This is a genomic window from Streptomyces sp. S6, from assembly GCF_054880855.1.
The window spans coordinates 1-18,568 of sequence record NZ_JBTYMC010000119.1 but is presented as its reverse complement, the minus strand read 5'-3'; the positions used below and the strand labels follow the sequence as shown (position 1 = coordinate 18,568).

The following is an 18,568-nucleotide window of genomic DNA, read 5'->3' as shown; positions in this document are numbered from 1 at the left end:
GGTTTTTGATGCCGTGGTGGGTGATGAGGTGGTGGGTGAGGTGGGTGCCGAGGGCGCCGGTGCCGCCGGTGATGAGGATGGTGTCGTCGGGGTGCCAGGTGTGGGGGGTGTTGGTGGGGGTGTGGTGGTGCAGTCGGCGGGCGTGGGCGGTGGTGCCGCGTATTGCCGTCTGGTCCTCGCCGGTGGTGCCGGTGAGGAGGGTGGCGAGCGTGGTGGCGTCAGGATCGGCGGAGAGGTCGATGAGCCCACCCCACCGTTCCGGGTGCTCCAGCGCAGCCGTGCGCCCGAAGCCCCAGAGTTGGGCGTGCTGGGGGTCGGTGTCCTCGTCGGGGTGGACGGCCACGGCGTTCTGGGTCAGGCACCAGAGGCGCGCTGAAGTGCTGGCCTGGAGGAGGGCGAGGGTACCGGCGAGGCCGCCTTCGGGGGTGAAGGCGAGGAGGGAGACGACGTTGGTGGTGCCGTGGGGGAGGTGTGGTGGGCTGGTGTGGTCGATTTCGTGGACGACGGTGTCGGCGCCGGCTGTTGCGAGCGCGGCCTTGACGGTGGCGAGGGCTTGGGTGTCGGTGGTGTTGCCGGCCCAGCGGACGATGGTCCAAGTGCCGTTGAGGCGGGGTGGGGTGGCGGGTTCGGGGATGCGTTGCCAGGCCACGCGGTACTGCCAGCTGGTGATCTGGGCGTGTGCCTGTTGGTTCTCGCGCCAGGTGGTGAGGGCGGGGAGGGCGGTGTGGATGGGGTCGTCGGGGTGGATGCCGAAGGCGGTGGTGGGGTCGTCGCCTGCGAGTGTTTCCCAGAAGCGGGCGTCTATGTCGTCGGTGGCAGTGGTGGGTGCTGGTGCGTCGAGCCAGTAGCGGTCGTGCTGGAAGGGGTAGGTGGGGAGGGTGACGCGGGTGGCGTTGCCGTATGCGGGGGACCAGTTGACGGGGAGGCCCTGGGTCCAGGCTTCGGCGAGGGAGGTCCAGAAGCGGGCCGGGCCTCCGTCGTCGCGGCGGAGGGTGCCGAGGGCGGTGACGCCTGGGGTGTCTTCGATGCTCATGGTGAGCACGGGGTGGGGGCTTGCCTCGACGAAGGTGGTGTAGCCGTTCGTTGTGAGGTCGGTGATGGCTTGGTGGAAGCGGACGGGCTGGCGGAGGTTGCGGTACCAGTACTCACTGTCGGCTTCTGTGCCGTCCAGCCAGGTGCCGTCGACGGTCGAGTACCAGGGGATTCTCACGGCTTCCGGCTCGATGCCGGTGAGGGCTTGGGTGAGTTGGTTCTCGATGGTTTCGACGTGGGTGGTGTGGGAGGCGTAGTCGACGGGGATGCGGCGGGCGCGGATGCCGTCGGTCTCACACATCGTCAGAAGCTCGTCCAGGACGGCTGGTTCGCCTGCGACGACGGTGCTGTTGGGGCCGTTGGTCGCGGCGATCTCGATGCGTCCGGCCCATCGGGCGAGAAGGCTTTCCGGCGCCGCTGCGACGGACACCATCCCGCCCTTGCCCGCCAGATGGTCGCGGATGAGCCGACTGCGCACGGCGACGATGCGTGCGGAGTCCCGAAGACTGAGCGCGCCGGCGATGTGGGCGGCGGCGATCTCGCCCTGGGAGTGCCCGATCACCGCGTCGGGTTCGACACCGTAGGAACGCCACAGTGCGGCGAGGGAGATCATGACGGCCCAGGTGGCGGGCTGGACGACGTCGACGCGCTGGAGGACTTCCTCGTCGGCCAGAGCCTCGTGGAGCTTCCAGTCGGTGAACTCGGCGAGCGCGTCGGCGCATTCACGCATCGCCTGCGCGAACACAGGCGAGGTGTCGAGGAGTTCGAGCGCCATGCCGACCCACTGTGAACCTTGCCCGGGGAAGACGAACACCGTCCGCCCAAGAGCCCCGGAAGTCCCCCGCACGCCTGCACCCGACGCGAACTCCTTGAGTGAATCGAGGAGTTGCTCTCGATCCCCGACAAGCACCGCACGTTCGGCGAACGCCGTCCGCCCAGTCGCCAGCGTCCAAGCCGTATTCCTCACAGAGAGCGCCGGATCCGCTTCGAGCCGGTCCAGCAGCCGCGCCGCCTGTTCACGCAGCGCCACCTCGGTCCGCGCGGACAGCAGCAGCGGTACGACACCGTCGTCCCCCGGCGCCACACCACCGTCCGGAGCCTGCTCCAGAATCACGTGCGCGTTCGTCCCGCTCACCCCGAAAGCGGAGACAGCAGCCCGGCGCGGCCGTTGCTCGGCCTGAGGCCAAGAGTGCTCGTCGGTGAGAAGCTCGACCGCACCGGCCGTCCAGTCGACCTTGGTGGACGGCACGTCGACATGCAGGGTGCGCGGCAGTATGCCGTGCCGCATCGCCTGAATCATCTTGATGACCCCGGCGACCCCGGCGGCGGCCTGCGTGTGCCCGATGTTGGACTTCAACGAGCCGAGATACAGGGGCTGTTGACGATCCTGCCCGTACGTCGCAAGCAACGCCTGCGCCTCGATCGGATCCCCGAGCGTCGTCCCCGTCCCATGCGCCTCGACGGCGTCCACGTCCTGAGTCGAGAGCCCGGCGTTCGCCAACGCGGCCCGGATGACACGCTGTTGAGAGGGCCCGCTGGGAGCGGTGAGCCCATTGGAAGCACCGTCCTGATTGACGGCAGACCCCCGCACGACCGCCAGTACCGGGTGCCCGTTGCGGCGGGCGTCCGACAGTCGCTCCAGCAGCAGCACGCCCACCCCCTCACCCCACCCCGTTCCGTCGGCGGCCTCGGCGAACGGCTTGCAGCGCCCGTTGGGGGACAGCGCCCGCTGCCTGCTGTACTCGACGAAGGGCGACGGCGTCGACATGACGGTGACGCCACCGGCGAGGGCGAGGGTGCACTCGCCGGTGCGCAGAGACTGGGCGGCGAGGTGCAGGCTGACGAGGGAGGAGGAGCAGGCGGTGTCGAGGGTGACGGCGGGCCCTTCGAGCCCGAGGGTGTAGGAGACGCGTCCGGAGGCGACGCTTCCCGCGCTGCCGCTGCCGAGATATCCCTCAAGTCCCTCGGGAGCGACGGATATCCGGGCCGCGTAGTCGTTGTACATGACCCCCGTGAACACGCCCGTGCGGCTGCCTTTGAGGGACTGCGGGTCGATGCCCGCCCGCTCCACGGCCTCCCACGAGGTCTCCAGCAGCAGCCGCTGCTGAGGGTCGGTGGCGAGCGCCTCGCGCGGGGACATGCTGAAGAAGTCGGGGTCGAAGTCGGCGGCCCCGTACAGGAATCCGCCCTCGCGGACGTAGCTGTGTCCGGCGCGGTCCGGGTCGGCGTCGTACAGCGACTCCGTGTCCCAGCCCCGGTCGTCGGGGAACTCCGAGACCGCGTCCCGGCCTTGTGCCACCAGCTCCCACAACTCCTCGGGGGTACGCACCCCGCCCGGGTACCGGCAGGCCATGCCGACGATGACGACGGGGTCGTCGACGTCCGCAGCCACCGTCGCGTGCGCGATGACGGGCGCCGGACGGCGACCGGTGATCTCGTCCATGACGTGCCGCGCCAGCACGCCCGGGGTGGGATGGTCGAAGACCAGGGTCGCGGGCAGCCGCAGACCGGTCGCGGCCTGAAGCCGGTTCCGGAGTTCGACGGCGGTGAGGGAGTCGAAGCCCAGCCCCTTGAAGGGAAGGTTCTCGTCCACGGCGGCACCGCTCGCGTGCCCGAGGACGGTCGCCGCGTGCTCACGGACCAACTCCAGCACCGTACGCAGCTGTTCGTCAGCGGCGAGCCCGGCCAGCCGCTCCGCGAACGTGACGCTGCCCGTCTGTGCCGGACCGCTGTCGGCCCGCCGGAGGGTGTGCGCACGTCCGCGTACCAGCGCGCGGAACTTGGGACCGACCGACCCGGCCCGCTTCCCCAGGGCGCCCAGGTCGAGCCGGACGGGGACGAGCAGGGACTCCGTCTCCTCGGTGAGTGAACGGTCGAACAGCGCCAACCCCTGCTCGGCGGAGAGCGCCAGCACCCCGGAACGCGTCATCCGCGCCCGGTCCGCCTCCTGGAGGCCTCCGGTGAGCCCACTGCCGGGCGCCCACAGCCCCCACGCCAACGACACGGCGCTCAGCCCCTGTTGGCGTCGCACCTCCGCCAGCGCGTCCAGGAACACATTGGCCGCCGCGTACCCGGCCTGCCCGGCGTTCCCGAGCACCCCGGCACCGGAGGAGAACAGCACGAACGCCTTGAGGTCCAAGTGCCGTGTGAGGCGGTGCAGATGCCATGCGGAGTCGGCCTTGGCACGCAGGACCGTGTCCAGTTGGCCGGGGGTGAGGTTGGTGACGAGGCCGTCGTCGAGGGTGCCCGCGGTGTGGATGACGGCGGTGAGGTCGGGGATGCCGTCCAAGAGCTTGGCGAGCTGCTTCTCGTCGGATGCGTCGCAGGCGGTGACGGTGGCGTCGGCGCCCAACGTCTTGAGGTCGGCGGTGAGTTGGGTGGCGCCGGGGGCGTCGGGGCCTTGGCGGCTGATCAAGTGGAGGCGTTTGACGCCGTGTTCCGTCACGAGGTGGCGGGCGACGAGCGAGCCGAGTGTGCCGGTGCCGCCGGTGATGAGCACCGAACCCTCGGGGGCCAGGTCGAAGGAGCCCGGCGCGGAGGCGTGGCGGGTGAGCCGGGGTACGTGGAGGCCGTCGGGGCGCAGGGCGACCTCGGGTTCGCCTTGGGCGTCGGCCCAGGTGACGGCTGCTGCGACGGTGTCCCACGCGATGTCGCCGTCCGGGACGTCCAGGAGCAGGAAACGGCCGGGGTTCTCGGCCTGCGCGGACCGGACGAGCCCCCACAGCGGGGCCGTCACGAGGTCGAGGCGTCCGCCGGCGACGGCGTCGCGGGTGACGAGCACGAGCCGCGACTGCGCGAACCGCTCGTCGGCGAGCCACTGCTGAAGCAACTCCACCAGCGCGTGCGCGACTTCACGGACCAGCCCGGGGACGTCGTCCCCTTCCCGACGGTCGAGGACGACAGTGACGGTCTCCGGCACGGTGTCACCGGCGAGTGCGGTCGACAGGTCTGTGAGCTGAGCGGCGTCGGCGGACCCGAGCGCCGTGAGCGGGGCGGCGAGGCTCCAGTCCAGCCGGAACAGCGAGTCACTTCGGCGGACGGCCGTCCCGACCGGCCGGGTGACCAGCGCCGCCACCGAGGCGACGGGCTGGCCGGCGCCGTCCATGACGAACACGGACATGGCGTCACCCTCGGCCGGAGCGATCCGGACCCGCAAGCGCGACGCGCCGGCCGCCCACAAGGACACCCCGCGCCAGGCGAACGGCAGCCGCGCGCCGCCTTCACCGAAGGAATCACCGAGCCGTATCCCGTGCAACGCCGCGTCCAGCAGCGCCGGATGCACACCGAAGCCGGCCGTGTCCACCTCGTCGAGCGCGACCTCGGCGAACACCTCCGCCCCACGCCGCCAAGCCGCCCGCACCCCACGGAACGCCGGGCCGTACCCGTGTCCCGACGCCGCCAGGACGCCGTACAGATCGGCCACGTCGAGGGCCTGTGCCCCGTCCGGCGGCCAGAGCCCGGCAGCGTCCCGCAGCGGCTCGGGCGCGGCGACGGCCAGCACCCCCGAGGCGTGACGGCTCCACGCCTCGTCCTCGGGAGCCGACTCCGGCCGCGAGAACACCACGAACGTCCGGCGCCCCTCGTCGTCCGGCGCCGACACCGTCAACCGCACCTGGACACCGCCGTGTTCGGGCAGCACCAACGGCACTTCCAGCGTCAGCTCCTCCAACGCCGCACACCCCACCCGCCGCCCGGCGTGCAGCGCCGACTCGACGAACCCGGTGCCGGGGAGCAGCACCGTCCCGTCGACCGCGTGATCCGCCAGCCAGGGGAAGGTCTCCAGCGACAGGCGGCCGGTGAACAACACCTCGCCGGATGCCGGCAGTTCGACCATCGCGCCGAGGAATGGATGCTCCGCCGAGTCGACTCCCAGACCCGTGGCGGTTCTTTCGTGGAGTGGGTCGCCGGGGGCGTCGAGCCAGTAGCGCCGACGCTGGAAGGGGTAGGTGGGGAGGTCGACGTGGGTGGCGTTGCCGTATACCGGGGGCCAGTTGACGGGCAGTCCCTGTGTCCAGGCTTCGGCGAGGGAGGTCCACAGTCGGGGCAGTCCTCCGTTGTCGCGGCGGAGGGTGCCGAGAGCGGTGGTGCCTGGGGTGTCTTCGATGCTCATGGTGAGCACGGGGTGGGGGCTGGTCTCGATAAAGGTGGTGTAGCCGTCTGCCGTGAGGTCGGTGATGGCTTGGTGGAAGCGGACGGGTTGGCGGAGGTTGCGGTACCAGTAAGTGGCGTCTGCTTCGGGGCCGTTGAGCCAGGTGCCGTCGACGGTCGAGTACCAGGGGATTCGCGCGGTTTCCGGCTCAATGCCGGTGAGGGCTTGGATGAGCCGGTCTTCGACGGCTTCGACATGGGTGGTGTGGGAGGCGTAGTCGACGGGGATGCGGCGGGCGCGGACGCCGTCCGCCTCACACATCGTCAGAAGCTCGTCGAGCACGGTCGGTTCGCCTGCGACGACGGTGCTGTTGGGTCCGTTGGTCGCCGCGATCTCGATGCGTCCGGCCCAGGGCGCGATGAGTGCTTCCGACGCCGCGATGGACACCATCCCGCCCTTGCCCGCGAGGTGGGTGCGGATGAGCCGGCTGCGCAGGGCGACGATGCGTGCGGAGTCGCGGAGACTGAGCGCACCGGCGATGTGGGCGGCGGCGATCTCGCCCTGGGAGTGCCCGATCACGGCGTCGGGTTCGACGCCGTAGGAACGCCACAGCGCGGCGAGGGAGATCATGACGGCCCAGGTCGCGGGTTGGACGACGTCGACGCGCTCCAGTGCGGCCGGGTCGGCGAGGGCTTCGTGCAAGTCCCAGTCGGTGAACTCGGCGAGCGCGTCGGCGCATTCACTCATGGACGCGGCGAACACGGGTGAGCTGGCGATGAGTTCGAGCGCCATCCCGACCCACTGAGAACCCTGTCCGGGGAAGACGAACACCGTCCGCCCGAGAGGCCCGGCCGTTCCCCGCACGCCTGCACCCGAAGTGAACTCCTTCAACGAAGCGAGGAGTTGCTCGCGATCCCCGATGAGCACCGCGCGTTCCGCGAAGGAGGTTCGTCCGGTCGCGAGAGTCCATGCGGCATCCCTCGCGGAGAGCGCCGGATCAGCGTCGAGCCGGTCCAGCAGCCGCGCCGCCTGCTCACGCAGAGCAGCCCCGGTCTTCGCGGACAGCAACAGCGGCACGACACCATCGGCACCCGGCGTCGAGCCGCCGTCCGGAGCCTGCTCGACAATCACGTGCGCGTTCGTCCCGCTCACCCCGAAGGCGGAGACGGCGGCCCGGCGCGGCCGGTCGACGGACGGCCAGTCACGCGCCTCCGTGAGGAGTTCCACCGCCCCGCTGTCCCAGTCGACTTTGGACGAGGGCGAGTCGACGTGCAGGGTGCGGGGGAGGACGCCGTGCCGCAACGCCTGGATCGTCTTGATGACCCCGGCGACGCCTGCGGCGGCCTGCGTGTGCCCGATGTTGGACTTCAACGAGCCCAGGTACAGCGGCTGTTGGGCGGAGCGCCCCTGGCCGTAGGTGGCGAGCAGGGCCTGTGCCTCGATGGGGTCGCCCAGTGTCGTCCCCGTGCCGTGCGCCTCGACGGCGTCGATGTCCCGGGCCGAGAGCCCGGCGTTCGCCAACGCGGCCCGTATGACGCGCTGTTGGGAGGGGCCGTTGGGGGCGGTGAGGCCGTTGGAGGCGCCGTCCTGGTTGACGGCGGAGCCGCGTATCACCGCCAGTACGGGGTGGCCGTTGCGGCGGGCGTCGGAGAGGCGCTCCAGCAGCAGGATCCCGGCGCCCTCGGCCCAGCCCGTGCCGTCGGCGGCCTCGGCGAACGGTTTGCAGCGGCCGTCGGGTGACAGGGCCCGTTGCCGACTGCCCTCCACGAAGGGGTTGGCGGAGGCCATCACCGTGACGCCGCCCGCGAGGGCGAGGGTGCACTCACCGGAGCGGAGGGCCTGGGCGGCGAGGTGGAGGCTGACGAGGGAGGAGGAGCAGGCGGTGTCGACGGTGACGGCGGGGCCTTCGAGGCCGAGGGTGTAGGCGACTCGGCCGGAAGCGACGCTGCCCGCGCTGCCGTTGATCAGGTAACCCTCGAAGCCGTCGGGGGCGACGGAGAGCCGGGAGGCGTAGTCGTTGTACATGACGCCGGTGAAGACGCCGGTGCGGCTGCCCTTCAGCGTCTGCGGGTCGATGCCCGCGCGCTCGACGGCCTCCCAGGTGATCTCCAGCAGGAGTCGCTGCTGGGGGTCGGTCGCCAGGGCCTCGCGCGGGGACATGCCGAAGAAGGCGGGGTCGAAGTCGGCGGCCTGGTGGAGGAAGCCGCCCTCGCGGACGTAGCTGTGTCCGGGCCGGGCCGGGTCCTCGTCGTAGAGTTCGGACTCTTTCCAGCCCCGGTCCCGAGGAAAGGCGGAGATGGTGTCGCGGCCTTCCGCGACGAACTCCCACAGGCTTTCCGGAGTGGTCGCACCGCCGGGAAAGCGGCAACCCATTCCGATGACGGCGATCGGTTCCGTGCGTTCCTGAAGTGTTTCCTGAAGTTTCTCCCGGGTTTCCTGGAGATCCGTCATCGCCCGCTTCAGGTAAGCGCGGAGCGTTTCCTCGTTCGCCATCCGGTGAATTCCCCTTCATGGCTTCGGCTGGTCAATGCCGAAGCAGGCAGAGTGCAGAGAGAAGGCGAGGTCAGCGAGTTTGTCGCTTTGCTGAAAGATCGCCGAGATTTCGTCGTCTCTTTGTTGCAGTCTCCCCGGATCCTTCTGGTCTTTCGTTTCTGCCTGAGCGCGGAACCGTTCAGAGATTACATGCTGGAAGCTTCAAGTGTCGATAGTCGTCTGTGAAAATCCCGAGGGGGACGAAACGCTTCACCGGTCGCCGTCGTGCATGCCCGGAGGGAACTCCTGCACCTTCGCCTCTCACGGTTGTCGGGCCGATCCGGCTGACGCGCACGGAGTCATAGCGCCTCCTCCCGAGTACCCGCAGGGGGCGGGGGTACCCGGAAACCGTGACCGTGCGCGGCTACGCGTCCCGGCCGCTGAGCACGCTGACCCGGGCCACCGCCTCGGTCAGCTGGTGCTGGACGGGGTCGGGCAGCGGCGTTCCCCGGACGGTCGTCACGACGCTCGCGGCGAGGCGGTGCAGCTTGGTGTTGGTGTTCTGCGAGGCCATGACCAGGACGCTCCACGCCTGGTCGGCGTCCAGCCGGAAGGAGGCCATGAGGATGCCCCGGGCCATGTCGATCTCCGGGCGGGTCTCCATGGCCCGCCGCAACTGCACGACCTCGGCCCGCAGTTCCTCGTCGAGCCCCTCGGCGGGCGGCGCGAGCAGGGCGTGGGTGTCGGTGAGGGCCAGCAGCCTCGCGGCGACCGGGCTCACGGCGGTCACGGCGAACGTCACATCCGCGCCGGTCGCGCTCTCACGCGCGGCGAGCAGGGCGTTGAGCGCGGAACAGTCCCAGAAGACGACCCCGCCGAGATCGATCTCCAGCGAGCGGACCGGTCCCCGCAGGGCGGAGCGCAGCGTGTGCCGCAGGAGATCGCTGTCGTCGAGACACAGCTCACCGGCGACGGTGACGATCGCACGGTCACCGTCTCGGCGCAGGGCGACGGACGAGCCGGCGCGGCGGGCCGGGGCGTCATCGCGTGGAACCGGCATGGCGTCCTCTCCCTGGGGGCTTCCCGCGTTCCTCCTCCCAGGCTTGCGCGCCCCTCGTCGTACGTCAAGGCGTGCACGAATCCACATTCAGCCTTTCTGATACGTGAACCTACGCTCCGACGATCCGCCCTCGGTCCACCGCCCCACCCCGGCCGCCGGCGCCCCGTCCCCGCTGAGCGACCCGGGTCCGATCAGTACGACCACGGTCCGACCCGAAAGTGTGGCCCAGGCTCCGACGACGCCGTACCCGCGTCGGCAGCATCGTTGCCCCATGACCGTCACGACTGCACCCACCCTCGCTGCTCACCCTGTCTTCCCAGGACGCTGGGTGGGCGGTGCCTCCCTCGTCCTCGGCCCCTTGCTACTGCTCACCGGCATGCTGCTGCGTCTGCGCTTCGACTTCTTCTTCCCTGCGCAACTGAGCGCGTACGGGCACCATCCGGACCTCATGACGGCCGCATACAGCTGTGTGTCCGCCGGGTGGGTGCTGCTCTGGCCGGGAGTCGTGTTTCTCGCCGGCAGGATCGGCGAGAAGTTCGGGGAACTCGCTCTGTGGGGCGGCGCACTCACGGTCCTGGGCCTCTTCGCCCGCGCGTTCCACGCCGGTGTGGACCATCTGGCCTTTCAGCTGGTGGCCGTCCAGGGGCCGGCATCGGCGACGCGAACGGTGAGCGAGACCTACGGCGCGTTCCACATCTTCAGCACACTGAACGCGGCCGTCATGGGTGGCTGGCTCCTGCTGGCCGTCGGCGCCTACCGCTCCCGAGTGCTGGGACCGCTGCGTGCGGCGGCCCTGGCTCTGGCATCGGCGATGCCACTGGGGGTGCTCAAAGGAACGACCCCTGTATCGGTGGCCGCCGCTGCGGGACTGTGCGCCGCGCTCGTCCCCTTGGGGGTGGCCGCATTGCGCGACGGGAGGACCCCGCGGACGGCCACGCTCGCCGGAAGGCTTCTCCTGCTGGTCGCCGCGGGTACCGCGATGTTCCTCTTCGGGCAGGCCGGATGAGCGGCCGTCGGTATCGTCGAGCGATGCACAGAATGAGGCGGCACCTGCGGACCGGCGCGCACTTGCTGGCGATCGACGCCTGTGTGGCGGCCGTCGTGACAGCCGGTTACGTGGCCATGGCCGAGGGGGATGCCTCGGACGGTCTGCCTCGGTTCTCCGGCCCGTGGTGGCTGGGCCGGCTGGTGGCTGTCTGCGTGGGAGTGCCGCTGGCGGTCCGGCGCCTGTGGCCCCTGCCGGTACTGGCCGCCGTGATGGGTGCTTCGGCGACGGCGACACTGCTCGACATCACCCGTGACCCCTACATCTCCGCGGCCCTGGCCGTCTACACGGTGGCGCTCATCGAGCCGGCCCGCCGGGCCTCGGTGGCGCTCGCCCTGACCGCGGTCGTCTCGGCAGCCGCGGTCGTCACCGGTGAAGCGGTCCTGACACCCTCCGGCCCGTGGACGGAAGCCGCCGCGACCGCCGTCGTCGTCTGGCTGGTCGTCGGAGCCGCGTGGGCCGCGGGACGTGTCGTGCGCGAGCGGAGAGCCCGAGCGGCCCGAAGGGAGCGTCGCCTCGCGGAGGAGGCGTTGGCCGAGGAACGCCTGCACATCGCCAGAGAACTGCACGACATCGTCTCGCACAGCCTCAGCGTGATCGTCGTCAAGGCGGCGGTCGCCAACCACGTGGCCGAGGCACGCCCCCAGGAGACGCGCGACGCCGTCCAGGCGATCGAGCGGACCGGCCGGGAGGCGCTCACCGAGATGCGCCGTGCTCTGGGAGTGCTGCGCGGCGACACGGTCGGCCCGCCCACGCGAGAGCCGGACTCGGCGCAGACGGCTCCCCCTCCCGGACTGGACGACCTGCCGGGCCTCGTCCGGCGTGCCGAGCGAGCGGGAGTCCGCACCGAACTCCGTACCCGACTGGCCGTCGGCCTCCCGGTGGGGACGGCGCTGGCCGTCTACCGCATCACGCAGGAGGCGCTGACGAACGTCGTCAAGCACGCAGGCCACGGAACACGGTGCCGGGTGACGATCACCGTCGACCCGCGCGGAGACGCGCACATAGAGGTGGCGGACGACGGCGCCGGGCACGCCGACGCGTCCGGCCGGGCGGAACTCGGGGGTGGCCACGGACTCGTGGGGATGCGCGAGCGCGTGATGGTGTACGGCGGAACGCTGGCCGCCGGTCCACGCCCCGGCGGCGGGTTCGCCGTGTCGGCTCGTCTCCCGTCCGACCCCGCTCACGGCACGACCCGGAGCCGGAAGGAGAAGACCGCGTGACCGAACCGATCCGGGTACTCGTCGCCGATGACCAGTCCCTGCTCCGAGGCAGCTTCCGGGTGCTCATCGACACCACCCCCGGACTGACGGCGGTGGGTGAGGCCGGCACCGGGGCCGAAGCCGTCGAGGGCGCGCGGCGACTCTGCCCGGACGTGGTCCTGATGGACATCAGGATGCCCGGCATGGACGGCATCGAAGCGACCCGGCACATCGCCGGATCCCCCGAGACAGCCAGGACGCGCGTTCTCATCCTCACCACCTTCGACCTCGACGAGTACGTGTACGGCGCGTTGCGCGCCGGGGCGGCGGGGTTCCTCCTCAAGGACACGTCTCCCGAGGTGCTGCTCGCGGGCATCCGCACGGTCGCCGCCGGAGACTCCCTGCTCGCCCCTTCCGTCACCCGGCGCCTGATCGCCGAGTTCGCCCGCCTTCCCCACGCGCACCGAGCGCCGAACTCCGCGCTCGACGACCTGACGGAGCGCGAGCGTGAGGTCCTGCTGCTCGTGGCACGCGGCCTCTCCAACGCCGACATCTCCGAATACCTCCACCTCAGCAACGGCACCGTCAAGACCCACATCGGCCGGCTGCTGAGCAAACTGCGCGCACGGGACCGCGCGCAACTGGTGATCAGCGCCTACGAGTCAGGTCTCGTCAGCACCGCTCACCAGCCGACCGACCGCTGAGCGGCACCGGGTGTCCGCAGCCGGCGGGCGGGTACCCGGCGGCGATGGACACGACATGTGCACGAACGCTCGCGGCACCGGCCGCCGGCGGGCCCGCCTTCATCGTCGTCTGCGGTCTGCTGGTCACCGCCGTCCTCGTGTGGTCCGTGTGGTTCGGCATCAGGGTGCGGCGGGCCGAGTCGCCGCCGCCCCGGCCGGAGGAGCAGCCCACGCCGCCCGAGTCGGGGCCGGTCCGGTGGGAGAGCCAGTACCGCGAGCCGAACGAGGTGCCGCGCGCCACCGGCCCGCACGACCGGCTCACCCCCCACCAACTGGGCAACTCCCCGGACCGGCCGCGCCGCCGGAACGGCGACGACGGGACGGATCCCCCGCCGCGAGCATGACCGGAGCGGTTCGGGATACCCGCACTCCCAGGAGGTTCACACCATGATTGCCATTCTTCTGGTCCTGCTCCTGGCGCTCGTCCTCTTCGGCGTCGGTTTCGCGGTCAAGGCGCTGTGGTGGATCGCGATCGCGGTCCTCGTCGTCTGGCTGCTGGGCTTCCTGCTGCGCGGGACGTCGGCGGCGGGCGGACGCGGGCGCTGGTACCGGTGGTGACCTGACACGAGCGAGGCGCGGCCCGAGGATCCCCGGTCCTCGGGCCGCTGTACGTGCGGCCACCGCGCCCGTGCACACTCCGCGCAGCCTGTCGAGGTATCGGTTCGCGGGCTCCGGGTACCCCGGTTTGCGCACGGGAGGCGGGGACACCCGTGCCGGACACTGTCCGACGTCCGAAGGAGGGACGGGGCCATGGGCCACGGCGGAGATGTCATCGCGGAACTCACCACCGACCACCGCGAGGTGGAGCGGCTGTTCGGCCGGATCGAGGGGCTGGCGCCGGGGGAGGAGATGCGCCGCAAGTACGCCGACCAGGCCGTCATCGAACTGGTACGGCACTCGGTCGCCGAGGAGATGTACCTCTACCCGGCGGTCCGCGGCGCACTGCCGGACGGCGACGGCATCGCGGACCGCGAGATCGCCGACCACGCGCGCGCCGAGCGCACGATGAAGCGGCTGGAGGGCGTGGCGGCGGACGACCCCGGCTTCGACCGGCTGATCGCCGCACTGTCGACGGAGGTCCGCGCCCACATCGGGGACGAGGAGGAGCGGCTCTTCCCCCGCCTGCGCGCCGCCCTCTCCGAGGACGAGCTGGACAAGCTCGGCGACCAGGTCCGCCGCGCCAAGAAGGCCGCCCCCACCCGCCCCCACCCCTCGGCCCCCGACACCCCGCCCGCGAACAAACTCCTGGCCCCCGGCACGGGCCTGGTCGACCGCGTCAGGGACGCCCTGACGGGACGGGGCCGCGACGGCTCGAAGTGAGCGGACGGCCGTGACAGGCACACAGGGGCGGGGGAGGTGGACGACGTGGAGGAGCCGGAAGTCCGGGAACCCGGCCCCCGCCAGGGCCGGCGGGAGTCGGAGGAGGAACGCGCGGACCGCCACTGGAACGACCTCCTCCAGGAGGTGCGCGTGGCGCTCACCGGCGTCCAGGTCCTCTTCGGCTTCCTGCTGACCGTCGCCTTCCAGCAGCGCTTCCCCCAGCTCCCGCGGACCGACCGCAACCTCTACCTGGTGACGATCGCGCTCGCGGCGGCCTGCGTCGCCTGTCTGATCGGCCCCGTGGCCCTGCACCGGATGCTGACGGGCCGCAAGGCCAAACCGCAGACCGTGAACTGGGCGGCCCGCCTCACCGTGGCCGGCCTCGCACTCCTGGTCTGCACGATGACGTCCACGTTCCTGCTGGTCCTGCACGTCGTCCTCGGCGGCGCCCGCTCCGTCTGGCTGACCGTCCCCGTCGTCTGCTGGTTCCTGCTGTGCTGGCTGCTGCTGCCCCTGTGGGTGCGCAGGGGCAGCGACGACGACCGCGGCGCTTGAGCCGGCCCGCCCGGGTTTACCCAGGAGCACCACGGGCATCAGAACAACAGCTTCGGACGAGAGGCTCCGCACGGCGTGACCGCCGCCCGGCAGGACGCAGCGACCCGGCTCGACTGTCGTCGGACGGCACGCCCCACCCCATCCGGGTGTCCGAGGTGGTTCCCCATGTTCACGGACGAGACCCCGCGCGCCCATACCGGCACGGGCCACCCCCACGACGACAGCCCCCGCACCGAGGACGCCTTCCGGCGGCTCTCCGCGCTCCCCGAGGGGCCCGAGCACGACGCACTGGCCGACCGGCTCGTGACCGACTGGCTCCCCATGGCGCACCGCCTCGCCGACAAGTACCGCGACCGAGGCGAGGAACGCGAGGACCTGCGCCAGGTGGCGGCCCTCGGACTGTGCAAGGCGGTCCGCCGCTACGACCCCGAGCGCGGTGCCTTCGCCAGCTATGCCGTCCCCACCATCAACGGCGAACTCCGCCGCCACTTCCGCGACCACACCTGGGGCGTCCACGTACCGCGCCGCGTGCAGGAACTGCGCAACCGGGTCCGCCGGGTCCGCCGCGACCTCACCGACGCGGGCGGCCGGCGTGAACCGTCCGTCGAGGAGGTCGCCCGCGCGGCGGGCCTGACCTGCGAGGAGACCAGGGAGGGGCTCGAAGCCCTCGACAGCTACCAGCCGTTGTCCCTCTCCGCGCAGTCGCCCGCCCACACCGACATCCCCTCCCTGGAGGACCGGATCGGCGTCGTGGAGAACGGCTTCCGCCTCGCCGTCGACCGCGAGACCGCCAGACCCGGCCTGCGCGCCCTGTCCGAACGCGAACGGACGGTCCTGTACCTGTCGTTCTTCACCGGCCTGACCCAGAGCCAGATCGCCGACCGCCTCGACGTGTCCCAGGCACACGTGTCGCGGCTGATCAACGGGGCTTGCGCGCGGGTGCGGGTACAGGCACTCGGGGGTGGGGCGTGCCGGAAGGAGCCACGGCGTCCCCGGTGACCGGCGGAGAGCGGGTGGGCACATACGACGGCAGCCAGGCGATCTGGGCCTCCGGCACCAACCACTGATCCACGCACCGAGCCGGGCGGCGCACAGAAAGCCGTCAGCCAGGGGACTGAGCTGCGCGCTCGCCGCCGGGGCGCCCGGACCCAGGACCGGTCTGGTGCACGAACTGTGCATCGGCCGGCGGGAGTTCACCTCACGCACCTGGGTGTGGGTGAGCGTCGTGGTGTTCGGCGTCCACGGCCGCAGGCCCCACCCTCGTCATGGTCCGCACCAGCCGGTCACCGGGCCGGGACGCTTCCGCAGTGGAACGTGGTGCCCTCCAGCAGCTCAGGGGTGACGGCGACACCGGTCAGGTGCTCGGCGAGGGCGAACGCGGCCGACGAGGGGTCGCCGACGTCGAGGGTGTCGTCCATGAAGCGGAAGCCGATGTCGCGCATGGTGTCGAGGAGTTCGTCGGGGGTGGTGCCGTGGCGCCAGTCCGGCGCCATGGGTTCGAACGCGAGGCGCAGTTCGGAGTCCTCGGCCCACAGGAACTTGCCGACATGGTTGACGTTGCGGAAGTGCGACACCCAGCGGACACCGGCCGAAGCGGCCCGCACCCGCTCCTCGTCGACTCCGAGGAAGCCGTTCACCTCGATCATCAGGGTCCACGGCCCGACAGCGGTCATGGCGACGAACTGCTCATCGCAGCCAAGGCTGTAGGACGCCTCGACGAACTCCTCCACCCCGGTCAGCGGCGGCTCCTCCCGCCCGCCGAGGCGGTGGAGCAGACCGGCCGGGGAGAGGCCGTGCACCAGCGTGAAGCAGTACGCCACGGCGAGATCCTCGAAGCGGTCGTCGAACCAGGCGTAGTCGGCGGCAGTTGTCGTCATACGGGGGATCCTCGCGCATGCCACTGACAACGGCGGCGGCCTGTGGAGACGATGGGGTGTGGCCCGTCGCCGAGGGGGCGCCTGGACATGGAATCGATCAGGACGTATCCGCTGCGCGAGCCGTATCGTCTCGAACTGGACGCGTCACCCCGGCGGCCGGGAACCCGGACCTGCCGCCCCCGGAGCCGATCATGACGCCGGACGGCGCCGAGCACACGCGATGACGCAGGCTGGTCGGCAAGGCGTTCACCGCGCGGCGAGATCCAGCGCCTCGTCGACGAACTCCTCGACGCGATGGGCGCGTCCGGCTCCCCGGCGGACCTGGTGTCGCAGGTGGCCGTGCCGCTGCCGCTGGGGGTGTCCCGCTGGAGGACCAGCGGCACTTTCGCGTACCTCGCCGGACTCGTCGAGAGGCGACGCGCGGCACCCGTCGACGTCCTCCTCGCCGCGAGCCGAACCACCACCTCGCCCTCGGGCATTCGGCCCACTTCTGGAGTTGGAACTCGTCCTCACCACCCTGCTGCGCAGGTTCCCCGCCCTGACGCTCACCGCTGGAGCACCGGCTCGTCCCAGTCGACGCGGTACTGGTAGATCCGCTCGGTCGACTTGACGCCGAGCCGGAGGAAGAACGGCAGCACCATGTCGCGCAGGCCACGGGTGAGCGTGTTGGTGGGAGCCTTCTGGCTGCCTGTGCGCCGCGCCTCCTTGACGATCTTGTCGACCCGCGCACGGCGCAGCCCCTCGAACGCGGCGAACGCCTGTGGGACGTCGGGGATGTCGCGCAGACACTTGGCCAGCACGACCGCGTCCTCCATGGCCATGGAGGCACCCTGGCCGACGTGGGGCGAGGACGCGTGGGCGGCGTCGCCGATGAGGCACACCCGCCCCTTGTGCCAGCGGTCCAGGGAGGGCAGGTCGTAGATGGGCCAGCGGTCGATGGTGCCGTGCGTGGAGCGGATGATGTCGAGGACGTGCTTCTGGTCGCCGCTGTGCCGCCGCAGCAGCCGCTCACGCCACTCCTCCGAGGGGACGGCGTCGAGTTGCGCCCGGTCCGGCTCGGTCGTGGCGGTGTGGTTCTCGAACCAGTAGACCTCGCCGGACGGGACGCGCTGGTAGCCGAAGAAGCCCTTCATGCCGAACGTCATCCGCATGACGCCGTCGGACAGCGGGACGGAGTCGCAGCGGGTGAACGCGCCGCAGTCGAGGATCCCCGTGTACGCGGGCGCCTTGGCCTGCGGGAAGATCGACTGCCTGGTCGCCGAGTGGATGCCGTCGCAGCCGACGAGCAGGTCGCCGCGTTCCTGCGAGCCGTCCTCGAAGTACGCGGTGACCGATGTCGCGGAGCTCTCCACGCGCTGGAGGCGCTTGCCGAACCGGACGCTGATCCCGCGCTTCTGCGCCGCTTCACGCAGAGAGCGGTTGAGTACACCCCGCTTCAGCAGCGTCACCGTCTCGGGGTTGTTCCCCAGGACTTTCCCGACGTGGTTCTCGAAGACGATGTTCGTGGTGGGGGTTCCCGCGCCGCGCACCTCCTCGTCGATGCCGAGGTGCCGCAGGACGGCGAGGCCGTTCGGTGCCAGGCCGAGAAAGGCACCGGCCTCGTCGTCCGGCACCTCCCGTGACTCGTAGATCACGGGTGTCATCCCGATGCGCTGCAAGAACATCGCGAGCAGCGGGCCCGCGATGCCACCGCCGATGGCCAGGACCTTTCCGCTGCTCATGCCGTCACTCATGACTCTCCCCAAACCGGCTGTCCACGGTCGTGCCATGCGGCCGGCGAAGAGGGACGAACATCGCTCTCCCGGCTTTCGAAGCACTCCATTACCTTGACGTTCAAGAGACTTGATTGTCAAGTGAACCTGTCGACCGGACCGCCGACTGGATACCGAGCCGAACGCTTCACCTCCCGAGGCCGACACAGGCCGGCCGGCCAGATGCGCCGCCGGGCGACTGCCGGTCAGCGGCCGGAGTTGAGCCGTGCGGCCTGCCGCGTCAGGTGGTCGCGCTCGGGGACGCTGGACGCCTTGCGGGCGGCCTCGGTGTACAGCCGGGCGGCGGTCGTGCGGTGCCGTGCAGGATCAGGGTCGGGACGTCGATCTTCGGGAGGTCCGCGCGGAAGTCGGTGAACCAGGTGAGGGGCGCGGCGGACGCGGCGTAGGCGCCGCCGGAGGCC

At 71.0% G+C, this 18,568-nt stretch carries 12 protein-coding genes and 2 pseudogenes; 8 read left to right on the top strand and 6 right to left on the bottom strand.

Translation table 11 applies throughout. From position 1 onward, the window contains the following. Together ACVNF4_RS18335 and ACVNF4_RS18330 are read right to left on the bottom strand one after the other, a co-directional pair. Window positions 1-8,614 (bottom strand): SDR family NAD(P)-dependent oxidoreductase (locus ACVNF4_RS18335; RefSeq protein ID WP_461803906.1); only part of this gene is annotated, 8,614 nt, incomplete at its 3' end. A gap of 403 nt (window positions 8,615-9,017) precedes the next feature. After that, window positions 9,018-9,653, bottom strand: a complete 636-nt coding sequence (locus tag ACVNF4_RS18330) for an STAS domain-containing protein (protein ID WP_461803905.1) — start codon at window positions 9,651-9,653, stop codon at window positions 9,018-9,020. 271 nt (window positions 9,654-9,924) lie between these two features. On the opposite strand from ACVNF4_RS18330, the gene ACVNF4_RS18325 reads away from it, so the two are divergent. The 8 genes from ACVNF4_RS18325 (at window position 9,925) to ACVNF4_RS18290 (ending at window position 15,517) form a co-directional block, all read left to right on the top strand. Further along, on the top strand, window positions 9,925-10,659 hold the full coding sequence (locus tag ACVNF4_RS18325; protein WP_461803904.1) for a hypothetical protein: 735 nt from the start codon (window positions 9,925-9,927) through the stop codon (window positions 10,657-10,659). Window positions 10,660-10,682: 23 nt separating this feature from the next. Further along, entirely contained in the window at window positions 10,683-11,921 is a 1,239-nt protein-coding gene (locus ACVNF4_RS18320; protein ID WP_461803903.1) for a sensor histidine kinase, read from the top strand. Then, window positions 11,918-12,604, top strand: coding sequence for a response regulator (locus tag ACVNF4_RS18315; RefSeq protein WP_461803902.1), 687 nt, complete (start codon window positions 11,918-11,920; stop codon window positions 12,602-12,604). The genes ACVNF4_RS18320 and ACVNF4_RS18315 overlap by 4 nt, the downstream gene beginning before the upstream one ends. Window positions 12,605-12,648: 44 nt before the next feature. Continuing rightward, window positions 12,649-12,987, top strand: a complete 339-nt coding sequence (locus ACVNF4_RS18310; protein WP_461803901.1) for a DUF6479 family protein — start codon at window positions 12,649-12,651, stop codon at window positions 12,985-12,987. A gap of 43 nt (window positions 12,988-13,030) precedes the next feature. After that, window positions 13,031-13,201, top strand: coding sequence for a hydrophobic protein (locus ACVNF4_RS18305; protein ID WP_461803900.1), 171 nt, complete (start codon window positions 13,031-13,033; stop codon window positions 13,199-13,201). A gap of 192 nt (window positions 13,202-13,393) precedes the next feature. Further along, window positions 13,394-13,963, top strand: coding sequence for a hemerythrin domain-containing protein (locus tag ACVNF4_RS18300; protein ID WP_461803899.1), 570 nt, complete (start codon window positions 13,394-13,396; stop codon window positions 13,961-13,963). Window positions 13,964-14,008: 45 nt separating this feature from the next. Beyond that, window positions 14,009-14,518 carry a DUF6328 family protein gene (locus tag ACVNF4_RS18295; protein ID WP_461803898.1) on the top strand — a complete coding sequence of 170 codons (510 nt, stop codon included), beginning with the start codon at window positions 14,009-14,011 and terminating at the stop codon, window positions 14,516-14,518. 165 nt (window positions 14,519-14,683) lie between these two features. Continuing rightward, complete coding sequence (locus ACVNF4_RS18290) at window positions 14,684-15,517, top strand: sigma-70 family RNA polymerase sigma factor (protein ID WP_461803897.1); 834 nt, start codon at window positions 14,684-14,686, stop codon at window positions 15,515-15,517. A gap of 284 nt (window positions 15,518-15,801) precedes the next feature. Here the strand turns inward: ACVNF4_RS18290 and ACVNF4_RS18285 are convergent, their stop codons facing one another. The 4 genes and pseudogenes from ACVNF4_RS18285 to ACVNF4_RS18270 form a co-directional block, all read right to left on the bottom strand. After that, window positions 15,802-16,395, bottom strand: coding sequence for a DUF6461 domain-containing protein (locus ACVNF4_RS18285; RefSeq protein WP_461803896.1), 594 nt, complete (start codon window positions 16,393-16,395; stop codon window positions 15,802-15,804). 545 nt (window positions 16,396-16,940) lie between these two features. Then, window positions 16,941-18,128, bottom strand: coding sequence for an FAD-dependent oxidoreductase (locus tag ACVNF4_RS18280; protein WP_461803895.1), 1,188 nt, complete (start codon window positions 18,126-18,128; stop codon window positions 16,941-16,943). A 224-nt stretch (window positions 18,129-18,352) separates the two neighbouring features. Continuing rightward, window positions 18,353-18,454, bottom strand: a pseudogene (locus ACVNF4_RS18275) (RNA polymerase subunit sigma); the annotation flags it as partial. A gap of 2 nt (window positions 18,455-18,456) precedes the next feature. Further along, window positions 18,457-18,568, bottom strand: a pseudogene (locus ACVNF4_RS18270) (alpha/beta hydrolase); the annotation flags it as partial.

Coding starts and splice junctions, on each gene's coding strand:
- ACVNF4_RS18330 (WP_461803905.1), bottom strand. CDS start 9,653: ATGCCGGTTCCACGCGATGACGCCCCGGCCCGCCGCGCCGGCTCGTCC.
- ACVNF4_RS18325 (WP_461803904.1), top strand. CDS start 9,925: ATGACCGTCACGACTGCACCCACCCTCGCTGCTCACCCTGTCTTCCCA.
- ACVNF4_RS18320 (WP_461803903.1), top strand. CDS start 10,683: ATGCACAGAATGAGGCGGCACCTGCGGACCGGCGCGCACTTGCTGGCG.
- ACVNF4_RS18310 (WP_461803901.1), top strand. CDS start 12,649: ATGGACACGACATGTGCACGAACGCTCGCGGCACCGGCCGCCGGCGGG.
- ACVNF4_RS18305 (WP_461803900.1), top strand. CDS start 13,031: ATGATTGCCATTCTTCTGGTCCTGCTCCTGGCGCTCGTCCTCTTCGGC.
- ACVNF4_RS18300 (WP_461803899.1), top strand. CDS start 13,394: ATGGGCCACGGCGGAGATGTCATCGCGGAACTCACCACCGACCACCGC.
- ACVNF4_RS18290 (WP_461803897.1), top strand. CDS start 14,684: ATGTTCACGGACGAGACCCCGCGCGCCCATACCGGCACGGGCCACCCC.
- ACVNF4_RS18285 (WP_461803896.1), bottom strand. CDS start 16,395: ATGACGACAACTGCCGCCGACTACGCCTGGTTCGACGACCGCTTCGAG.
- ACVNF4_RS18280 (WP_461803895.1), bottom strand. CDS start 18,128: ATGAGTGACGGCATGAGCAGCGGAAAGGTCCTGGCCATCGGCGGTGGC.